General features: G+C 71.3%; 17 protein-coding genes. 12 read left to right on the top strand and 5 right to left on the bottom strand.

Features of this window, described 5'->3' with window-relative positions; all coding sequences use genetic code 11:
- Positions 1 to 6: 6 nt before the first annotated feature.
- Entirely contained in the window at positions 7 to 963 is a 957-nt protein-coding gene (locus tag ACQPXB_RS23285) for a DUF1152 domain-containing protein (RefSeq protein WP_366589466.1), read from the top strand.
- Between the two features lie 13 nt (positions 964 to 976).
- Here the strand turns inward: ACQPXB_RS23285 and ACQPXB_RS23280 are convergent, their stop codons facing one another.
- Complete coding sequence (locus tag ACQPXB_RS23280) at positions 977 to 1,330, bottom strand: hypothetical protein (RefSeq protein WP_366589464.1); 354 nt, start codon at positions 1,328 to 1,330, stop codon at positions 977 to 979.
- Positions 1,331 to 1,497: 167 nt separating this feature from the next.
- Between ACQPXB_RS23280 and ACQPXB_RS23275 the strand changes: the two genes are divergently transcribed.
- The 4 genes from ACQPXB_RS23275 to ACQPXB_RS23260 all read left to right on the top strand — a co-directional run bounded on the left by ACQPXB_RS23275 (position 1,498) and on the right by ACQPXB_RS23260 (position 4,282).
- Positions 1,498 to 2,046: a hypothetical protein gene (locus ACQPXB_RS23275; RefSeq protein ID WP_432855856.1), complete on the top strand. Its 549-nt coding sequence runs from the start codon at positions 1,498 to 1,500 to the stop codon at positions 2,044 to 2,046.
- A gap of 121 nt (positions 2,047 to 2,167) precedes the next feature.
- Positions 2,168 to 2,833: a hypothetical protein gene (locus ACQPXB_RS23270; protein WP_386956118.1), complete on the top strand. Its 666-nt coding sequence runs from the start codon at positions 2,168 to 2,170 to the stop codon at positions 2,831 to 2,833.
- Positions 2,834 to 2,879: 46 nt separating this feature from the next.
- Complete coding sequence (locus ACQPXB_RS23265; RefSeq protein ID WP_432855853.1) at positions 2,880 to 3,194, top strand: hypothetical protein; 315 nt, start codon at positions 2,880 to 2,882, stop codon at positions 3,192 to 3,194.
- Between the two features lie 89 nt (positions 3,195 to 3,283).
- Complete coding sequence (locus tag ACQPXB_RS23260) at positions 3,284 to 4,282, top strand: IS481 family transposase (protein ID WP_432855850.1); 999 nt, start codon at positions 3,284 to 3,286, stop codon at positions 4,280 to 4,282.
- 49 nt (positions 4,283 to 4,331) lie between these two features.
- Here ACQPXB_RS23260 and ACQPXB_RS23255 read toward each other — a convergent pair whose 3' ends face one another.
- Positions 4,332 to 5,204 carry a LysR family transcriptional regulator gene (locus ACQPXB_RS23255; RefSeq protein ID WP_386956120.1) on the bottom strand — a complete coding sequence of 291 codons (873 nt, stop codon included), beginning with the start codon at positions 5,202 to 5,204 and terminating at the stop codon, positions 4,332 to 4,334.
- 70 nt (positions 5,205 to 5,274) lie between these two features.
- On the opposite strand from ACQPXB_RS23255, the gene ACQPXB_RS23250 reads away from it, so the two are divergent.
- From ACQPXB_RS23250 to ACQPXB_RS23230, 5 genes are all read left to right on the top strand, one after another.
- Positions 5,275 to 7,065 (top strand): gamma-glutamyltransferase family protein, encoded by a 1,791-nt coding sequence (locus ACQPXB_RS23250; RefSeq protein ID WP_432855846.1) that lies wholly within the window; start codon positions 5,275 to 5,277, stop codon positions 7,063 to 7,065.
- Positions 7,066 to 7,203: 138 nt separating this feature from the next.
- A complete protein-coding gene (locus tag ACQPXB_RS23245; RefSeq protein WP_432855843.1) occupies positions 7,204 to 8,835 on the top strand; it encodes an ABC transporter substrate-binding protein in 1,632 nt (543 codons plus the stop codon).
- Between the two features lie 3 nt (positions 8,836 to 8,838).
- Positions 8,839 to 9,795, top strand: coding sequence for an ABC transporter permease (locus tag ACQPXB_RS23240; RefSeq protein WP_432855840.1), 957 nt, complete (start codon positions 8,839 to 8,841; stop codon positions 9,793 to 9,795).
- On the top strand, positions 9,792 to 10,664 hold the full coding sequence (locus tag ACQPXB_RS23235) for an ABC transporter permease (protein ID WP_432855837.1): 873 nt from the start codon (positions 9,792 to 9,794) through the stop codon (positions 10,662 to 10,664). Before ACQPXB_RS23240 ends, ACQPXB_RS23235 begins: the two co-directional genes overlap by 4 nt.
- Before the next feature lie 11 nt (positions 10,665 to 10,675).
- A complete protein-coding gene (locus tag ACQPXB_RS23230) occupies positions 10,676 to 12,265 on the top strand; it encodes an ABC transporter ATP-binding protein (RefSeq protein ID WP_432855834.1) in 1,590 nt (529 codons plus the stop codon).
- A 79-nt stretch (positions 12,266 to 12,344) separates the two neighbouring features.
- Here the strand turns inward: ACQPXB_RS23230 and ACQPXB_RS23225 are convergent, their stop codons facing one another.
- Positions 12,345 to 13,832, bottom strand: a complete 1,488-nt coding sequence (locus ACQPXB_RS23225) for a sialidase family protein (RefSeq protein ID WP_432855831.1) — start codon at positions 13,830 to 13,832, stop codon at positions 12,345 to 12,347.
- Between the two features lie 156 nt (positions 13,833 to 13,988).
- On the opposite strand from ACQPXB_RS23225, the gene ACQPXB_RS23220 reads away from it, so the two are divergent.
- Positions 13,989 to 16,775 carry a transcriptional regulator gene (locus ACQPXB_RS23220; RefSeq protein ID WP_432855828.1) on the top strand — a complete coding sequence of 929 codons (2,787 nt, stop codon included), beginning with the start codon at positions 13,989 to 13,991 and terminating at the stop codon, positions 16,773 to 16,775.
- A gap of 4 nt (positions 16,776 to 16,779) precedes the next feature.
- Here the strand turns inward: ACQPXB_RS23220 and ACQPXB_RS23215 are convergent, their stop codons facing one another.
- A complete protein-coding gene (locus ACQPXB_RS23215) occupies positions 16,780 to 17,367 on the bottom strand; it encodes a CGNR zinc finger domain-containing protein (RefSeq protein ID WP_366589111.1) in 588 nt (195 codons plus the stop codon).
- Between the two features lie 120 nt (positions 17,368 to 17,487).
- On the opposite strand from ACQPXB_RS23215, the gene ACQPXB_RS23210 reads away from it, so the two are divergent.
- Positions 17,488 to 18,030 (top strand): carboxymuconolactone decarboxylase family protein, encoded by a 543-nt coding sequence (locus ACQPXB_RS23210; RefSeq protein ID WP_432855825.1) that lies wholly within the window; start codon positions 17,488 to 17,490, stop codon positions 18,028 to 18,030.
- Between the two features lie 52 nt (positions 18,031 to 18,082).
- Here ACQPXB_RS23210 and ACQPXB_RS23205 read toward each other — a convergent pair whose 3' ends face one another.
- On the bottom strand, positions 18,083 to 18,679 hold the full coding sequence (locus ACQPXB_RS23205) for a helix-turn-helix domain-containing protein (protein ID WP_366589107.1): 597 nt from the start codon (positions 18,677 to 18,679) through the stop codon (positions 18,083 to 18,085).
- Positions 18,680 to 18,711 lie beyond the last annotated feature (32 nt).

Raw genomic sequence — 18,711 nt, 5'->3', positions numbered from 1 at the left:
GCGGGGGTGTTCTCCCTGAGCGAGCCCCCGCTGTTCACCCGGCTGCGTGCCGCGTCTTCCGTGCTCGTCGCGGGTGCCGGCGGCGGGTTCGACGTGTACGCGGGGCTGCCGCTGGCGTTCGCGTTGCGGGAGCAGGGCAAACGGGTGCACCTGGCGAACCTGGCGTTCAGCGACCTGAGCGCCCTGGATCTCGGCGACTGGCTCGCGCCGGATGTCGCCGCCGTCGGTCCCCGCAGTACCGGCAGCGACGACTACTTCCCCGAACGCACCCTCGCGCGCTGGCTGGCGGGGCGTGGCCTGCCGTCCACTGTGCACGCGTTCAACCGCACGGGCGCGAAGCCGTTGCAGGCCGCGTATCGGGCGCTCGTGGAGCACCTGGGCGTGGACGCGATCGTGCTCGTGGACGGCGGCACGGACATCCTGCTGCGCGGCGACGAAGCCGGCCTCGGCACGCCGGAGGAGGACATGACGAGCCTCGCCGCCGTCGCCGGCCTCGACGGGCCCGACCGGCTCGTGGTCTCGCTCGGCTTCGGGATCGATGCCTACCACGGCGTCTCCCACGCCCACGTGCTCGAGAACCTCGCCGCGCTCGACCGCGCGGGCGCCTACCTCGGCGCGCTGTCGATCCCGTCGGCCTCGGCCGAGGCGCAGGCGTACCTCGACGCGGTGGCGCACGCCCAGGTCAGCACCCCGCTTCGGCCGAGCATCGTGAACGGCCAGATCGCCGCGGCTCTGCGCGGCGAGTTCGGCAACGTCTCGTTCACCGCGCGCACCACCGGCAGCGAGTTGTTCGTGAACCCGCTGATGGGCGTGTACTTCACCGTCGATCTCCCCGCGCTCGCCGCGACCGTCGGTTATCTGCCGGGCCTCGCGGGCACGGTGTCGATGACCGACGTCGCGCTCGTCATCGAGGAACACCGCGACACCGTCGAGCGCCGTCCCCGCCGTCCGATCCCGCACTGACCACTGTGGACGGTCAGGGGGCGAGCAGCGTGCAGATGCTGATCTGCTCGGGCATGCCGAGGAACTCGCACGCCGCCCAGCTGCCGTAGGCGCCGCCGTTGGTGTTCGTGTCGCCGCCGGTGGCCCGGCTGTTCTGCGCGATGCGGTGCGTGTAGCCGTCATACAGCTCGATCCCGCCGCGGGCCGGGCCGATCAGCTCGCCGTGCAGCTCGCGGGTCTGGTCGTCGCGCCAGAGCTTCACGTCGTTGCCGTCGCTCGCGTGGGTCATCCACACGAGCGAAAACGTGTCCGCCGGCGCCGCCGCGGCCACCCCGGGCACCAGCACCGCACCGGCGATCACCGCGGCCGCGATCATGGGTACGCGCATGTTCGTCCGTCCCTTCACTCCGTCAATGCCGGATGACGGTGGCAGCGGTGTCCGGGAGTGTGCAACGGTTTCGACCTGGGTCGAAAGGCTTGTCGCCCCGTTCGCTGCCACCACACGCTTGAGAACGCCCGGGGATCCCCGGCTTCAAGGTGTTCGACAGGAGACGCATGCGACACACCCTTCTGCGCGCGATGGCAGGACTCACGCTGGCGGCCGCGATCGCGGTGCCGGACGCGGCACCGGCCTCGGCGGTCACCCCGACCCGGTTCGGCGCGACCGTCGAGCAGCAACGGCTCGTCGACGGCATCCTCGCCGCGAACCCCGGCGCGCACCAGATCAGCGCGACCACGGCCGAATTGCAGCCCGGCGTCAGGGAATCCATCCCGGCGGCCGCCGCGTCGCCCCGGACGCCGGCCCGCTACCTCTGCTCCGGCGGGTACCTCTGCCTGTATGAGAACGCCGACTACCAGGGCTACCAGCTCGCTTTGTACAAGTGCGGCTTCGTCGACCTCGGCACCCAGTTCATGCCCACGAGCCCGAAGACCCCGTGGTACGACGCGGTCTCCTCGGTGGAGAACTTCCAGACCAACGGGACGAAATCCCAGTTCTACAACTGGAACGGCCACTGGGACCTGCTCTACACCTCGACCGCCCCGGACGGCGACAGCTGGGTCGACGAGTGGAACGACCAAGCCGACGGCGTGAACGTCTGCTGACCGCACCCTGGCTGCCCGCGCGCACGTTCGCGGACGGCCCGGGGCGTACCCTTTCGCCGCTCACCGGAACCGGCCGCGCTCGGCTGCGTCGAACACCGGGGGCCTGAGGAAAGGGACAGCGGTGCGAAGAAGATCCTGGTTCGCGGCAACCGTCACACTCGCGGCGGCGATGACGTTGACGGCCTGCACGCAGATCACCACCGGCCAGGCACAGCCCAGCCCCGCGGGTGGCGTCGGGCAGCTCGGCGGCTCGCCCGGCACCGGCTCGCCGGCCCCCTCCACGCAGCCGTCCTACCCCTCCACCGACGGCGTCACCGCGACCATCGCCACCATGACCGTCACCCTGCCGGCGGGCATGCAGTACGCCGTCGAGTCGCGCGACCCCGGCTACGAGGGATGCCTGCAGTCCGCCACCTTCGCCTGCGCCGGCAAGATCCTGGACCTGCGCCAGGCCGCCGCCGAGGGCATGATCAACCTCCCCAGCTCGACCCGCGCCTTCGGCTGGTACCCCGGCACGGACGTCCCCACGTGCATCGGCCCGTCCGCCGACCCCGGCGCCGCCTCCGAAGCCACCGGCGGCATGGTCCTGGAGCACGGCTTCGCCCCGGTGGGCCCGAAGAAGGCCGAATACGGGCGCTTCCAGGAGACCTGCAAGGACCCGGCGCAGAACAACCAGATCCGCATGTGGTGGCTGCCCACCAGCAAACTCCTCATCGTCGAACACGCCAGCACCCCGGCCCAGGACGCGGCGTTCGACGGGATGGTGGCTTCGGCCAAGTTCAGCTGACCCCTACGCCGCGACCCGCGCCGCGAGGTACGCGAGATGATGCGAAGTGACGACGGCGACCGGCCTTGGTCTTCGTACCGGCGCCGTCACCTCTGCCCTCGCCGAGCTGTTCACACAACCTGCCGAGCACGGCGGTTTGGCGTTCGTCCGCGCCGGCTCGCGCGACTGGGATGAAGGGGATCTGTGCCTGGCCATCGAGCAGGTCGCGGGACACGCGAGCCGATCGGCCGGTTCCCCGGGCGCACCGGCTGGGCTACCGCCGAACCCGGCGTTGCCGGCCGCCTCCGAAGCACCGATCATCACCAAGCGGCTGAGGGTGTGCGGCCTAGATGTGATGTCCGGGGACGTTGTTCTCGGTTGAGGTGAGGTCGGCCTGTCGTGCAGACAGGCGAAGGCCTCCGGTTGTGAAGTGGAGCTGTTGAGGAACCGCTTCACCAACGGGAGGCCTTCGTGTCCCACCCTAATGCTGCGTTGACCCCGCGGGCCCGGTTGCGTCTTGCTCGGTTGATTGTCGAAGAGGGCTGGACCGCGACTACTGCGGCGAGAATGTTCATGGTCGCGCCGCGCACGGCCGGCAAGTGGGCCGCGCGGTATCGCGCCGAGGGTCAGGCGGGTATGGCCGACCGCAGCTCCCGGCCACACCGCAGCCCGGCTGCAACACCTGAGCAGCTCGTGCGCCGGATCGTAGGGTTGCGGTGGCGGCAGCGGTTGGGGCCCGTGCAGATCGGTGGCCGGCTGGGTATGCCCGCTTCCACCGTGCATGCGGTTCTGACCCGGTGCCGGATCAACCGGCTTGCCCGCATCGACCGGGTCACCGGAGAACCGTTGCGTCGCTATGAGCACGACCGCCCCGGCTCACTGATCCACGTCGACGTGACCAAGTTCGGCAACATTCCCGACGGCGGCGGCTGGCGTTACGTCGGCAAACGGCAGGGCAAGCGCAACCGCACGCAGACCGCTTACCGCACCGGAGAACGCGACAGGCACCACGGACCCAAACTCGGCACCGCCTACCTGCACACCGTCATCGACGACCATTCCCGGGTCGCCTACGCCGAGATCTGCGCGGACGAGACCGCCGCGACCGCCATCAGCGTCCTGCACCGGGCCGTTACCTGGTTCGCCGACCGCGGCGTCACCACCGAGCGAGTGCTCTCCGACAACGGCTCGGCCTACCGCTCGTTCGCGTGGCGCGACACCTGCACCGCTCTTGGCCTCACCCACAAGCGGACACGGCCCTACCGCCCGCAAACCAACGGGAAGATCGAAAGATTCCACCGCACCCTGGCCGACGGCTGGGCCTACGCCCACTTCTACAAGTCAGAAGCCGACCGTCGAGCCGCCCTACCAGCCTGGCTCCACTTCTACAATCACCACCGACCCCACAGCGCCATCGGAGGCCACCCACCGATCACCCGGCTGACCAACCTCCCTGGACATCACACCTAGATCAGCGACACGCGCGCCCACATCCACTACAAGCCTGAATCCAGAACGGCTACCGCGCCGCCAACGTCGTGTCGAGGAATGCCTGCGTGGCCGCCGTGATCGGGCCCGATCGGTGGACCAGCCACTGGGGCAGCCGTTCCGGCGGGGAGAAGTGCACCACGTCCGCGCCGGCGCGGCGGGCCAGGTCGGTCCAGCCGTCGGGCATCAGGCCGGCGCCGATGCCGCGCAGGACCATGGGGAGGACGACGCTGCGGTCGCCCACTTCGGCGGCGATGGAGACGTCCGGGACGGTCGCGGCGATGCGGTCGAACAGGGCGCGCACGGCCGTGGCCGGCTTCGTCACGACGAAGCGCATGCCGCGCAGGTCGGACCACTCGACCGGGTCCGCGACGCCCGAGCCCGGGGGCGCGACCAGCAGGAACTCCTCGTCACGCAGGTGGTGGGCCACCAAGCCCGGGCCGGCGGGGCGCTCCGCGCTGCCGCAGACGCCGGCCTCGCAGCGGCCTTGCAGGACCATCGCCACGACCTCCGCCGCGGACAGGGCCGACGACGTGCTCACCAGCACGCCCGGGTGGCGTTCGCGCAGGTCGGCGATGATGCTGATCACCGGTTCGAGCGCGGAGGACGACGTGGCGGCCACGTCGACGCGGCCGGCGAGACCGTCGCCGACGGCGCGGGCCGCGGCGCGCAGCGCGTCGAGGTCGCGCAGGACCAGGCGGGCGCGGTCGGCCATGAACTCGCCCGCGCTGGAGAGCACGGCGGTACGGCCCACGCGGTGGAACAGCGCCACGCCCAGCTCGTGCTCCAGCTTGGCGATCGCGCGCGACAGCGACGGCTGGGCCACCCGCAGCGCCCGCGCCGCGTGGGTGAAGCCGCCGTGCTCGACGATCGCGACGAAGTACTCGAGCTGCCGACGTTCCATAGCACCAGGCTATCGGAACGGTGTCATACATGTCTTTGACGTCCGCCGACGGACGCGCGACGATGCAGGGATGTTCCAGACCCGTCCCACGTTGCAGGGCACCTTCGGAATGGTGTCGTCCACCCACTGGCTCGCCTCGGCCGCCGCGATGGCCGTGCTCGAAGACGACGGCAACGCCTACGACGCCGCCGTCGCGGCCGCGTTCGTGCTCCACGTCGTCGAACCGCACCTCAACGGCCCCGGCGGCGAGGTGCCGATGATCGTCGCCCCGGCGGACGGCACGCCGAAGGTCCTCTGTGGACAGGGTGGTGCGCCGGCCGGCGCCACCATCGAGCACTACACCTCGCTCGGCCTCGACCTCGTGCCCGGCACCGGCCCGCTCGCCGCCGCGGTGCCCGGCGCGGTCGACGCGTGGCTGCTGCTCCTGCACGACCACGGCACCAAGCCGCTGCGCGAGGTCCTCAAGTACGCGATCTCCTACGCCGAGAACGGCCACCCGGCCGTCGACCGCGTCGGCGCCACCGTGGAGACCGTGCGCGAGCTGTTCGAGACGGAGTGGACCACCTCAGCCGAGCTCTACCTGCCCGGCGGCCGTTCGCCGAAGCCCGGCGCGCTCTTCAAGAACCCCGCCCTCGCGAACACCTGGCGCCGCCTCATCGCCGAGGCCGAAGCCGCCGGCGCGAGCCGCGAGACGCAGATCGAGGCCGCCCGCAAGGTCTGGCGCGAGGGGTTCGTCGCGGAGGCCATCGCCGAGTTCGCCGCGAAGCCCACCATGGACACCTCCGGCGAACGCCACGCCGGCACCCTGACCGGCGACGACCTCGCCGCCTTCCGCGCGACCTACGAGGACCCGGTCACGTTCACCTGGAACGGCTGGACCATCGCCAAAGCCGGCCTGTGGAGCCAGGGCCCGACGCTGCTGCAGCAGCTCGCGCTCCTGCCGGACGCCGACGGCCTCGACTACGCCACGCCGGACTACTACCACACCCTCATCGAAGGCACGAAGCTCGCGATGGCCGACCGGGAAGCCTGGTACGGCGACAGCGCCGACGTCGACCTCGCCACGCTGCTTTCCCCCGCCTACAACGAAACCCGCCGCAAGCTCATCGGCGATCGCGCGTCGCACGAGCTGCGCCCGGGCCGCCCCGACGGGCGGGAACCGCGCCTGAGCAAGCACGCCCAGTACGTGGCGGGCGGCGGCGCGGTCGCCACGGCGGCCGGCGCGGGTGAGCCGACCGTCGCCAAGGACGGGGCGACGCGCGGCGACACCTGCCACCTCGACGTGGTCGACCGGTGGGGCAACATGATCGCCGCGACGCCGAGCGGGGGCTGGCTGCAGTCCAACCCGGTCATCCCGCAGCTCGGGTTCCCGCTCGGCACCCGGCTGCAGATGGCGTGGCTCGACCCGGGCCTGCCCAACTCGCTGGCGCCGGGCAAGCGCCCGCGCACCACGCTCACGCCGTCGCTGGCCTCGCGCGACGGCGTGCCCGTGATGGCCTTCGGCACGCCCGGCGGCGACCAGCAGGACCAGTGGAGCGCGCATTTCTTCCTCGCCGTCGCGCTGCGCGAAAAAGTGCGCAGCGGACTCGACCTGCAGGGCGCGATCGACGCGCCCAACTGGCACACCGACAGTTTCCCCGGTTCGTTCTACCCGCGCGCGATGATGGCCGGCAGCGTCACCGTGGAATCGCGGATCGGCGACGACGTCATCGCCGAACTGGAGCGCCGGGGCCACCTCGTGACCGTCGGAGAACCCTGGTCCGAAGGGAGGTTGTGCGCCGTCGCCCGCGACCCGGAGACCGGTGTTCTCTCCGCCGCGGCGAACCCCCGGGGAAATCAGGGGTACGCCGCCGGGCGATAATCACCGCACATCCCGCCGAAAAGCGGACCCGATTCCCGGGCCCGCTTTTCGGCATGCCCATTTTCGGCGAATAACGATTTAACACGCATTAACCGGCCAGAAATCGAGTAAGGGAAAAACCGACGTACGTTGTTCGCCATGTCTCCTCGGTCCCTGCTCCCCCTCCTGGCCGGGCTGGCGGTGCTGACCCTCACGGCGTGCGTACCCGTGCAACACGCGAGCGCCCGCGGCGAGCACCGCGACGACTTCGGCACCCCCGTCGGCAACCAATCCGTACAACGCGGCGGCGACCTCGTGATGGGCCTGTCCAACGAGCCCGACAAGCTCGACCCCACCACGTCCAGCTCGCTCTACACGCGCTACGTGATGACCACGATCTGCGAAAAGCTCTACGACATCGACGACACCAGCACCGTCGTCCCGCAGCTGGCCACCGCGCTGCCGGCGGTCTCCCCGGACGGCCTCACGGTCACCATCCCCGTGCGCACCGGCATCGTCTTCGCCGACGGCACCCCGTTCGACGCGCCGGCCGTCGCAACCAGCCTGCGCCGGCACTTCGAGCTCAAAACCTCCCAGCGCAAAAGCGAAATGGGCCCGATCAGCCGCATCGACGCGCCCGACAAGAGCCACGTCGTGCTGCGCTACAAGAAGCCCTTCGCCCCGATCACCGCGGCGCTGGCCGACCGGGCGGGCATGATCATGTCGCCCGCCGCGATCGCCAAGGAGGGCGACGACTTCGGTGACCACCCCGTGTGCGTCGGCCCGTTCAAGTTCGTGAAACGCGTGCCGCAGACCGAGATCGACGTCGAGCGCGACCCGCTTTACTATGCTGCCGCGGACGTCCACTTGGACACGATCACCTACCGGATCATGACCGACGCCAACATCCGCGCCGCGAACCTGCGCTCCGGCGACATCCAGGTCGCCGACACGATCTCGCCCCAGGACGTGGACGCGCTCGCCCAGGACCCGGACCTCAAGGTGCTGCAAGCGCCTTCACTGGGCTACCAGAGCGTCACCTTCAACACCGGAAACGTCGACGGTGTCGGCAAACCCACGAAACACATCGACGGACCCCTCGCCAACGACCCCCGCATCCGCCTCGCGTTCTCCCTGGCCCTGGACCGGCAGACGCTCGTCGACACCGTGTTCAACAACTGGTTCGACCCGGCCTGCTCCCCCATCGCGCCGAAGACGCCGTATTCCAGCCCGGCCGGCGACGCCTGCCCGCCGTTCGACCCGGCGAAGTCGCGGCAGCTGCTGAAAGAGGCCGGGGTGCCCATCCCGTTCCCGATCTCCTTGCAGGTGACCAACACCCAGGACCAGCTGCGCTACGCCCAGGCCCTGCAGGCCAGCGTCGCCGAGGGCGGGTTCGCCGTGCAGATCGTGCCGGTCGAGTACTCCACCTTGCTGGACGTGCAGAAACGCGGCACGTTCGAAGCGCTGATGCTCGGCTGGTCCGGCCGCATCGACCCCGACGCCAACACCGCGCGCTTCCTGTCCACCGGCTCGGGCGGCAACTACGGCGGCTTCAACTCGTCCACATTGGACAACCTGCTCACCGCGGCCACGCGCACCATCGACACGAAGCAGCGCGCCGCGTTGTACGGGCAGGCCGTGCAGCTGATCCAGCAGCAGAACCCGATCGTCTACACCTACCGGGTCCGCAACCTCACCGTGCACTCCACCCGCGTCACCGGCATCCAGGTGTACGCCGACGGGGTGGTCCGGCTCGGCAAGGCCGCGTTCGTCGGCAGTCAGGAGGGCTGAGCCGTGGGACGTTACCTCCTCCACCGCCTGTGGCAGTCCGCGCTGACCCTGGTGCTCGCGTCGATCGTGGTGTTCATCGGCGTACGCGCGCTGCCCGGTGACCCCGCCACGGCGATGGCGGGCGAAGAAGCCGACCCCGCCGCCATCGCGGCCGTCCGCGCGCAGCTCGGGCTCGACGACCCGTTGCCCGTGCAGTACTTCAAGTTCGTCGGCCACGCGCTCACCGGCGACTTCGGCAAGTCCGTGCGCACCGGCACCCCGGTGCGCGAGATGATCGGCGCGACCCTGCCGGTGACGGTGCAGCTCGCGGTGTTCGCGATGCTCGTCGCCGTCCTCATCGGCGTGCTCGCCGGCGTCGTCGCGGCGGTGTTCCGCGGCCGCTGGCCCGAGTGGGGCGCCAACGGCTTCTCGCTGTTCGCGCTGTCGGTGCCGACGTTCTGGCTCGGCATCCTCGCCGTGCTGTACCTGTCCGTGCAGCTGCGGTGGTTCCCCGCGTCCGGCTACGTCTCGCCGTTCGAGCAGCCGTTGCGCGGGATCTACTACCTCACCCTGCCCGCGGTCATCCTCGGCCTCACGCACGCGGCCGTGGTGCAACGGCAGACGCGGTCGTCGATGGTCGAGACGCTCACCGCCGACTTCGTGCGCACCGCGCGGGCGAAGGGACTCGGGCGCGCCTCCGTGATCTTCCGCTACGGCCTGCGCAACAGCCTCATCGTGGTCACCACCATCGTCGGGCTCCAGCTCGGCGGGCTCATCGCGGGCGCCGTGGTGACCGAGCGCATCTTCAGCCTGCCGGGCATCGGCAAGCTGACGCTGGACTCGGTGTTCACCCGCGACTACCCGGTGATCCAGGCCGTGGTCCTGGTGATCACGGCGGCCTACATCGTGATCAACCTGCTCGTCGACTTCCTCTACACGGTCATCGACCCACGCCTGCGAGTCTCCGGGAGGACCCGATGACGATCGCCGCCGAAACCCCCGCGCCCCTGGCCCGCGTCCACGGCCGCGTCACCCGACGGCTCCTGCACAACCCGCTGGGCGTGATCGGCGGCGTGCTGCTGCTGATCGTCGTGATCGCCGGGGTCTTCGCGCCGCTGCTGGCACCGTACGCACCGACGGAGGTCCACTTCGAGACGCCGTTCCAGCAGCCGGGCACGGTCGGGTTCGCCCTCGGGACCGACGACCTCGGCCGCGACATCCTCTCCCGCGTCCTCTACGGCACCCGCGCGTCGCTGGAGGTCGGGGCGCTGTCGGTGCTGTTCGCCGTGGTCGTCGGCGTGCCGCTCGGGCTGCTGTCCGGCTACTGGCGGTGGCTCGACGCGCTGATCTCCCGGCTCGCGGACCTCCTGCTGGCGTTCCCGTTCCTCATCCTCGCCGTCGGCCTCGCCGCCATCAACGGCGGCGGCCTGACCAACGCGGCGATCGCGCTCGGCATCGCGCAGATCCCGACGATGACGCGCGTGGTGCGCGCGGACACGTTGCGGCTCAGGGAAACCGACTTCGTGCTCGCCGCGAACACGATGCACGCCGGCCCGTGGCGGATCCTCGGGCAGCACGTGCTGCCCAACGCGGCCTCGGCGATCATCGTGCAGGCCACCGTCATCATGCCGGTCGCGGTGATCGGCGAGGCGGTGCTGTCGTTCCTGGGCCTCGGCATCCAGCCGCCCGCGCCGAGCCTCGGGATCATGCTCTCGGACGCGCAGCAGTACCTGTTCCGCACGCCCTGGCCGGGCATCTTCCCCGGGATCGCGCTCGCGGTGATCTGCCTGGGATTCAACCTGTTCGGCGACGCCCTGCGCGACGCGCTGGACCCGAAGAGCACGCGGTGAAGGGGACCACGATGACCGGACCGCTCCTGGAAATCAGCGACCTCGAGGTGTCCTTCGGCCGGACCCCGGCCGTGCGGGGCGTGAGCCTCGAGGTGGCGCCGGGTGAACGCGTGGCCGTCGTCGGGCAGTCCGGCTCCGGCAAGTCCACCACCGCCCACGCGGTCATCGGCCTGCTGCCCGGCGCCGGGCGCGTCACCGGCGGCGCGATCCGGTGGCGCGGCGAGGACCTCACGCACGCCGGGGAGAAACGGCTGCGCCGCCTGCGCGGACGCGAGGTCGGCCTGGTGCCGCAGGACCCGATGTCCAACCTCAACCCCGTGGCTCGCGTCGGCCGGCAGGTCGCCGAAACCCTGGTGGCACACCGGGTGTGCTCGCGCCGCGAGGCCTGGACCCGGGCGGTGGAACTGCTCGGCGAGGCCGGGATCCCGGAACCGGCGCGGCGGGCGCGGCAGTACCCGCACGAGTTCTCGGGCGGGATGCGCCAGCGCGTGCTGATCGCGATCGGCCTCGCGTGCCGGCCCGACCTGCTCATCGCCGACGAGCCCACCTCGGCCCTCGACGTCACTGTGCAGCGGCAGATCCTCGACCACCTGGAGAAGCTCACCCACGAGCTGGGCACGGCGTTGCTGCTGGTCACGCACGACCTGGGGCTGGCGGCGGACCGGGCCGACCGGGTCGTGGTGATGTCCGAGGGCGAGATCGTCGAGACCGGACCGGCACGCCGCGTGCTGACCGAGCCGCGGGAGGGCTACACGCAACGGCTGGTGGCCGCGGCTCCTTCGCTGCACGGTCCGATGCCGGAGGCCACGGCGGCGCCCGAGGTGGTGCTCGAGGTGTCGCACGTGTCGAAGGAGTACCGCGTGCGCGGCGGCGGTGGTGCGCTGCGGGCCGTGGACGACGTGTCGTTCACCGTCGGGCACGGACGGACCACGGCGATCGTCGGCGAATCCGGTTCGGGCAAGACGACCACCGCGCACATGGTGCTCGGCCTCGTGCCCGCGACGTCGGGCACGATCCGCCTCGACGGCGCCGAGGTCGTCGGCCTGCGCGGCGCCCGGCTCCGGGCCGCCCGGCGCGCGATGCAGCCGGTGTTCCAGGACCCGTACGCGTCGCTCGATCCGATGTGGACGGTCGAGCGGCTGATCACCGAGCCGTTGCGGACGTTCGGCGTCGGCGACCGCGCGGCGCGGCGCAGGCAGGTGGCGGAGCTGCTCGACCAGGTGGCGCTGCCCGCCGCGCTGGCCCAGCGTTATCCCAACGAGCTGTCCGGCGGCCAGCGCCAGCGCGTCGCCATCGCCCGGGCGCTGGCGGTGCGTCCGCGGCTGGTCGTGTGCGACGAACCGGTGTCGGCGCTGGACGTGCTGGTGCAGGACCAGATCCTCGGCCTGCTGCGGACCCTGCAGGAGGAGCTGGGGCTCAGTTACCTGTTCATCTCCCACGACCTCGCCGTGGTCCGGTCACTGGCCCACGACGTGCTCGTGATGCAGGCGGGCCGCGTCGTCGAGCACGGACCGGTCGGCGAGGTCCTGTCCGCACCGGCCGACCCGTACACGCGGCAGCTGCTCGACGCCGTGCCCGGGGCCGGCACGTTCACCTCGTGACGGACGGGGGTCCTCCAGCCGCGTGCGGCCGGAGGACCCCCGGTTCAGCCGTGGGTGTCCGATCAACCGCAGTGGTCTGTCAACCGCAGTGTTCCAGCGGGCTGTCGTACTTGTCCGCGCCGATCGCGCCTCCCCACTGCACGCACTTGCCCGCCGCGGCCGCCGACACCGGGCCGGCGTAGTAGGAGAACGCGCCCGAGTCCGTCTTGCGCGTGGCGCCCTCCACCTGCAGGTAGGCCGAGGTCTGCGACGGCGTGCCCGCGCCGGTCTTCTTCATGGTGCTCACGCAGTTCTGGCCGTTGGCCGCGTTGTACGACAGGTACGCGGTGCCCGCCGTGCCGAGCGGGGCCGAGTCGATCACGCCGTAGCCGGTGCCGCAGGCCGGGGCGCCGAGCTGCGCCTCGGTGACCGTGGACCAGCGGATGCTCGCGTCGGCCTGGAACTCGGGACCGGCCTCGTACAGCAGGCCGACCGAGGTCGCGCTGAGCGAGATCAGGTCGGTGTAGGACGCGTCCTGGCCCCACACCAGCAGGCTGTTCGCGTCGCTGGTCCACGTGCCGCCCTCGTCGAACGACGAGCGCACGCGCAGCTCCTCGCGCCGGTCGCAAGTGGACGGTCCGGCGAACAGCAGCCGGTCGTACGCGCCGCCGGCGGTCGTGGCGCTCATCTCCAGCACCGAACCCTGTACCCGCGGAGTCGTCAGATCCGGCTCCACGACGAACTTCTGCGAGAACGTGGCTCCGCCGTCGGAGCTGATCGCGAAGGCGCGGTTGTGGATGGCGCACGCGTCGGCAGGCGTCGAGTGGTGGTCGTTGCGCGCGGCCGCGTAGACGCGCCCGTCGGCGAGCTCGGTGACGCTGATCTCCTGCGGGTTCAGCGTGTCCGGGTCGCTCGCCTGGTCCGTCGCGCCCAGGTGCCAGGTGACGCCCTGGTCGTCGCTGTAGATGAGCGCGCCGACGTTGGGGCTCGAGGTGGTCGCCTGGTAGCTCATGCCGACCACCAGCCGGCCGGCGTGCGCACCGCGCTGCAGCACGATGCCGTGGCCGGGGCCGGTCGCGAGCCACCCGGGCGCGGTGGTGAAGCCGAGCTGCGCGGTGAGCGCTTTCGGCGCCGTCCAGGTCGTGCCGTTGTCGTCGCTGTAGCTCACCCGCGGCACCCGCCCGCACGCCGCCGACTTCACGCACTGCATCTCGGTCAGCAGCACGATCCGCCCGGTCGGCAGCACGATCGGCACCGCGTCGTCCTTGGTGTCACCGAAACCCTGCACCGCGATGGTCGAAGCGCTCCAGGTCTTGCCGTTGTCCTTCGACCGCTTGAGCACCACGTCCACGTCACCGATGTCGCCGCAGTCGGCGCCGGTGTGCCGCCCCTCGGCGAAGGCGAGCAGGTCGCCGTTGTGCGCCTTCACCACCGCGGGGATGCGGAAGCAGTCGTACCCTCCGGTGTTCGCCTGGAACACCACCGTGCTCGCCACGTCGGCCGACGCGGGCGCGGCGGGCAGCGCGCCCAGCCCCGCCACCGCGGCGGCGGCCGCCAGCGCCCCCGTCGCGAAACGTCTCAATCCCATGATCCCGGCTCCGTCCTGGTTCCTTTGAGGTGCGGCCAGGATCGCGGCGGACCGTACAAGCGCCGTACAACGGCGATTGTTCTCAGTCGTGCCGGGAGGGCTGAAGTTTCCGGGTTCGCCGGTGTGGACACGTTCGCCCCGATAGGATGCCCCGCTGTGACCGCGCCGCCGCAGTCCCTCGCCGATGCCCTGCCGGAGCCCGTGAGGGAAGCCGAACCGGTCCGCGACGAGCTCGTCGACGAGCTGCGCGAGCTGATCAAGCCCACGGCCGAGGCCGTGCTCGGTTTCTTCGCCGAATCCCCGGACCTGACCGTGGCTCACCGGGTCCGGGACGAAGGCGTGCGGACGGAGGTCGTGCAGCGGGTCACCGCGGACTCGGACACGCTGCTCAGCAAGACCAACGAGCAGATCTCCGCGCTGCGCCACGCCCGCCAGGCCCTCGAAGCGCACGAAACCCCGCCCCAGCACGCGGCCGGGCAGCCCGACCCGCGCGACAAGGGCGCGCACGCGCTGCTGGGCGCCGCCCTGTGGCTCGGGGTCCTGGTGCCGGTCGTCGTCTGGCAGCTGCTGCAGACCCCGCTGAGCCCGGCCGCGCACTTCTGGGTGTCGGCCGCCGTGGTGGTCGCGGGATTCGCCTTGCTGCGGCCGGTGTACCTCGCCGTCGCCCGGGCGGGCCGGCGGCTGAACGGCGAACCCGCGCTCGGCGGTGCGGGCTGGCCGTTCCTGACCGGCTTCACCACGACCTACCTCGTGCTGATCGTGCGGTTGTGGCCGTCCTCGCGCGAGACCATGGGCTCGGTCTGGGCGGTGGTGGTCTGGGTCGCTCTCGGCCTCGTCACCGCGTTCCTGCTGTTCCTGGTGGTGGCGATCGGGTTCCTGAAGCTCAAGGACGAGCCGCCGGGCCGGCGGGTCCCGGCTCCGGTCGTCTGGCGGGAACTGCTCGTCACGGTAGCGGCGGCCGCGATCCTCAGCCCGGTGTTCACCGCGGCGGGCGCGGACTGGACCGCGTGGCTGGTGGCCGACGTGCTGTGTTCGCTCATCGCGGTCGTCGGCGGTCCGCTTCTGCTCGTCTCCGTGCCCGCGCGGCTCTCGCGGGACCCCGCCCGATTCGGCAGTCCCGCGTGGACCCGCCGCCGCGACCAGCTGGAGCTGGCGCGCGACACCGCGAGCAAGGAGTGGACGAAAGCCGTCGCGACGCAGGTCGAGCAGAGCGTGCGGCTGCACCTCGCCGCGGTGCTCGACCCGCCGTTCAGCACGGTGCTGCCGGAGCTCGATCGCGGGGCGCTCGGCCAGATGCGCCCCGGCGAGCAGGTTTTCCTGGACACCGATGCGGCCCGGCGGCTGCGGTCCTTGCTCTCCGGCATCCGCGGCGGTGCGGTCGGCATGGCCGGCCCGCGCGGCGTGGGCAAGTCGACGCTGCTGGAGGCGTACCAGGCCGGCCGGTTCCTGGACCCCAACCGCGTGCACATCGCGTTGCTGGAGAGCGTCCCCGTGCGCTACGACGCGCGCGAGTTCGTGCTGCACCTCTACGCCCGGATGTGCGAGGAGGTGATCAGGTTCTGCGAGTCCGAGGGCGCCGAGGCCGCGGACCGGCCGAGCCGGTGGTCGGCGGTGTGGCCCGTGCTGCGCCGGGCGTGGCCGTTCGCCGCGGTGGTGGTCGCGTGGGTCGTCGCCGGTGTCCTCGGGTCGCTGACGTTGCGCAGCCCGCAGGCCGATCTGCGCACGTGGCTCACGGCGAACTGGTGGACGCTCGTGACGCTGCTGGGCGTGGCCGGGGTCGCGGCTCTCGCGCGGCGCCTCCGGCGCGTCCCGTCACCGGAGCCGGCGGAGGTTCGCGAGCAGCCTCGCCTCGAACCCGGTGACGTGCGGGCGCTGAAGGCCGTCGCGGAGGGCAACCTCGGCCGGATCCGCTTCCAGCAGAAACACACGTCGGGCTGGTCGGGCAAAGTCGGCCTGCCGGTCGGCGCCGAGGCCGGTGTGAGCGGCTCTCGCGAGACGACCCGGCAGCCGCTGACGTACCCGCAGATCGTGCACGAGTTCAGCGCGTTCCTCGGCCTGACCGTCGACTGCGTCCGCGGGTTGCCGCAGATGGCGACGCCGTCCGTGGTCGTCATCCTCGACGAGCTGGACAAGATCGTCTCGGCGGAGGCGGCCCAGGATTTCGTCAACGAGATCAAGGCGGTGCTGACCTTCGACGTGCCGGGTTTCCTGCTGCTGGTCTCGGTGTCGGAGGACGCACTGGCGTCGTTCGAACGGCGCGGGCTTCCGGTGCGCGACGCCTTCGACAGCACGTTCGACAGCATCTTCCGGCTGGAGTACCTGCGGCTCGGCGACGCGCGGCAGCTGCTCAACCGGCGCGTGCTGGGGCTGCCGGAACCGTTCGTGTGCTTGGCGCACTGCCTGTCCGGCGGGCTGCCGCGCGAGCTGATCCGCGTGACGCGGCAGGTGCTCGGCTCGGCCGGGCCGCTGGCCGACGTGGCACACCGGCTCGCCGGGGAGGAGCTGCGGGACAAGCGGGCGGCGCTGCGCACGGTCGTCGGGCGCGACAGCTTCGACGACGTCGCCGTGAGCGAGCTGGTCCGGCACGTCGACGCCCACGCGCTCGCCGACAGCGCCTCACTGCTGACGGCCGCGGCTCAGCCGCCCATCACCTCCGCCACGAGCACTGAAACCGTTGCGTTGCACCGGCTTCAGCTCGAAACGCTCGGGCACCTGTACTACCTGGGCACCGTCCTGGAGGTGTTCGGCCCGGCGTTCAGCCCCGCGGACCTCGAACGCGGACGCGGCGAGGGAGACGCGTCGTTCGACACCCTCACCTCGGTCCGGCAGCTCTTCCCGGTCAACGCCCGGCTCGCGTGGCTCACCATCAGCGCGTTCCGCCGGGCCTGGGACCTGCCGGTCGTCGACCCGCCGGACGCCGCCCGGGGCGACGACGGCGCCTAGGCCGTCAGCTCTTGGCGTGGTGCCGCTGGTAGTGCCGCTGAACCCGCGCCCGGTTGCCGCACCCGGCCGAACACCACTCGCGCCGGGAGTGGTCCTTCACGAAGAACAGCAGGCAGTTCGGCGCCAGGCAGGCGCGCAGCTTCTGCCGCTGCTCGCCGCCGAGCAGGTCGATGCCTTGGTGCGCCAGGAAAGCCACCGCGCGTTCGGCCGGGGTACCGCCTGAGCGAAGTACGCGGGCGGGCTCGCCGTCCTCGGGCCAGACCAGCTCGGCGCGCGTCTGGGCGAGGTCGTTGAGCGTGGCCAGCGCCTCGGCCCGGGCCACCTCGACCGCCACGGGGCGGGGGTCGTCGGTGGCCTCGGCGGCGAGCGCGCGCAGGGCGTCGCGCAGGCGTCGCAGCCGGTCGGCGACGGGCGCCGAGTCGTCGTCGAGCGCCACGCCGGCCTCGGTTTCGAGACGAGGAGCGACGGCGGCCAGCCAGCTGACGACGTCGGCGTCGTCCGTCAACGCGTCGGTCACGCCGTCGCGGCCGGCGTTCACGGTGTTCATCAGCTCCACCGGGAGGGGTTCGCCGAGCAGGGCAGCGGTCGTCATAGCACCCACTCTAGCACTTCCTAATGGAAGTCTGCGTCACAACCATTTGACAGCGCGGAGCGACCCGTGCCACTTTGACCTAACGGTTAACAAGACTCCAAACATTAGAAAGGCTTCGAGATGCCGACGCTGCCCCAGATCGAGCTCGAGCACGCCACCGGCCAGGCCGCGGTCCTGCTCGCCGAGACGAAGAAGAACATGGGCGCGATCCCGAACATGGCGAAGACCATGGCGAGCAGCCCCGCGCTGCTGAAGGGATACCTCGGCCTGTCCGGCGCGCTCGCCGGCGGGGTGTTGCCCGCCGCCGTCCGCGAGCGCCTCGCCCTCGCCACCGCCGAGTACAACCAGTGCACGTACTGCCTGTCGGCGCACACGATGATCGGCAGGAAGGTCGCCAAGCTCGACGCCGACGAGATCGAGCGCGCCCGCCATGCCGACTCGGCCGACGCGCACGTCGCCGCCCTGCTCACCCTGTCCGACGCCATCGCCCGCGGCCGCGGCACGATCGACGAGTCCGTGCTCAAGACCGCGCGCGAAGCCGGCGTCACCAACGCCGAGATCGGCGAGGTCGTCGGCAACCTCGCGCTCAACGTCCTCACGAACTACTTCAACATCGTCGCCGACACCGACAACGAGTTCCCGGTCGTGCGGCCCCACGACTGATCACCGCGGGCGGGGTTCGAGCCTGGCTCGAACCCCGCCCGGCGCAAGGGTTTCAGTCGGCCGGACCGCCACCGGGGAAGCCACCCTGCGACAGCACGGTGATCACCTCCGCCGCAACGTCCCCGCGGTTCGCGAAGCGATGCCGCCGTCCCGTGCGCAGGTAGACGCTGTCGCCGGGTTCGAGGTCCACTTCGGACTCCCCGCCGTCGAGCACGAGCTGCACCGCACCGCGCACGACGTGCACCCATTCCTCACCGTCGTGCACGGAGTCCTCGGCCATCACCGCGCCCGGTTCCAGCAGGGCGATGCCCGACAGCAGCGTGCGGCGGGTATCCGGGGAAGCCAGGTAGACGCTCATGCCGGCGGCCGGACTGTAGACCCGCTGACGCTCGGCGGCGCGCACCACGATCCCCTCTTCCGGATCGCGGGCGGGCATCAGGTCCGCCAGGTCCACGCCGTAGAGCGTGAGCAGCCGGTGCAGGCGGCCGAAGGTGATGTCGTTGGTGCCGTTCTCCACCAGGGACAGGAACGACTTCGAGATCCCCGTCGCGAGCGCCACCTGCTGCAGCGAAAGCCCGCGCCGCTTGCGGCACGCGCGCAGGTAGGGACCGATCTCGGGGACCGCCTCGTCGAGAGACCCGGATGACATGGTCCGGGACGGTACCCGATCGTCCAGTTTTC

Source organism: Amycolatopsis sp. CA-161197 (assembly GCF_050942255.1).
Lineage (GTDB): Bacteria > Actinomycetota > Actinomycetes > Mycobacteriales > Pseudonocardiaceae > Amycolatopsis.
Note: the sequence above shows the minus strand (reverse complement) of the source record. Positions and strands in the feature narration are given on the sequence as shown.

Coding starts and splice junctions, on each gene's coding strand:
- ACQPXB_RS23280 (WP_366589464.1), bottom strand. CDS start 1,330: ATGCGCGTACCCATGATCGCGGCCGCGGTGATCGCCGGTGCGGTGCTG.
- ACQPXB_RS23275 (WP_432855856.1), top strand. CDS start 1,498: ATGCGACACACCCTTCTGCGCGCGATGGCAGGACTCACGCTGGCGGCC.
- ACQPXB_RS23255 (WP_386956120.1), bottom strand. CDS start 5,204: ATGGAACGTCGGCAGCTCGAGTACTTCGTCGCGATCGTCGAGCACGGC.
- ACQPXB_RS23250 (WP_432855846.1), top strand. CDS start 5,275: ATGTTCCAGACCCGTCCCACGTTGCAGGGCACCTTCGGAATGGTGTCG.
- ACQPXB_RS23245 (WP_432855843.1), top strand. CDS start 7,204: ATGTCTCCTCGGTCCCTGCTCCCCCTCCTGGCCGGGCTGGCGGTGCTG.
- ACQPXB_RS23235 (WP_432855837.1), top strand. CDS start 9,792: ATGACGATCGCCGCCGAAACCCCCGCGCCCCTGGCCCGCGTCCACGGC.
- ACQPXB_RS23230 (WP_432855834.1), top strand. CDS start 10,676: ATGACCGGACCGCTCCTGGAAATCAGCGACCTCGAGGTGTCCTTCGGC.
- ACQPXB_RS23225 (WP_432855831.1), bottom strand. CDS start 13,832: ATGGGATTGAGACGTTTCGCGACGGGGGCGCTGGCGGCCGCCGCCGCG.
- ACQPXB_RS23215 (WP_366589111.1), bottom strand. CDS start 17,367: ATGACGACCGCTGCCCTGCTCGGCGAACCCCTCCCGGTGGAGCTGATG.
- ACQPXB_RS23210 (WP_432855825.1), top strand. CDS start 17,488: ATGCCGACGCTGCCCCAGATCGAGCTCGAGCACGCCACCGGCCAGGCC.
- ACQPXB_RS23205 (WP_366589107.1), bottom strand. CDS start 18,679: ATGTCATCCGGGTCTCTCGACGAGGCGGTCCCCGAGATCGGTCCCTAC.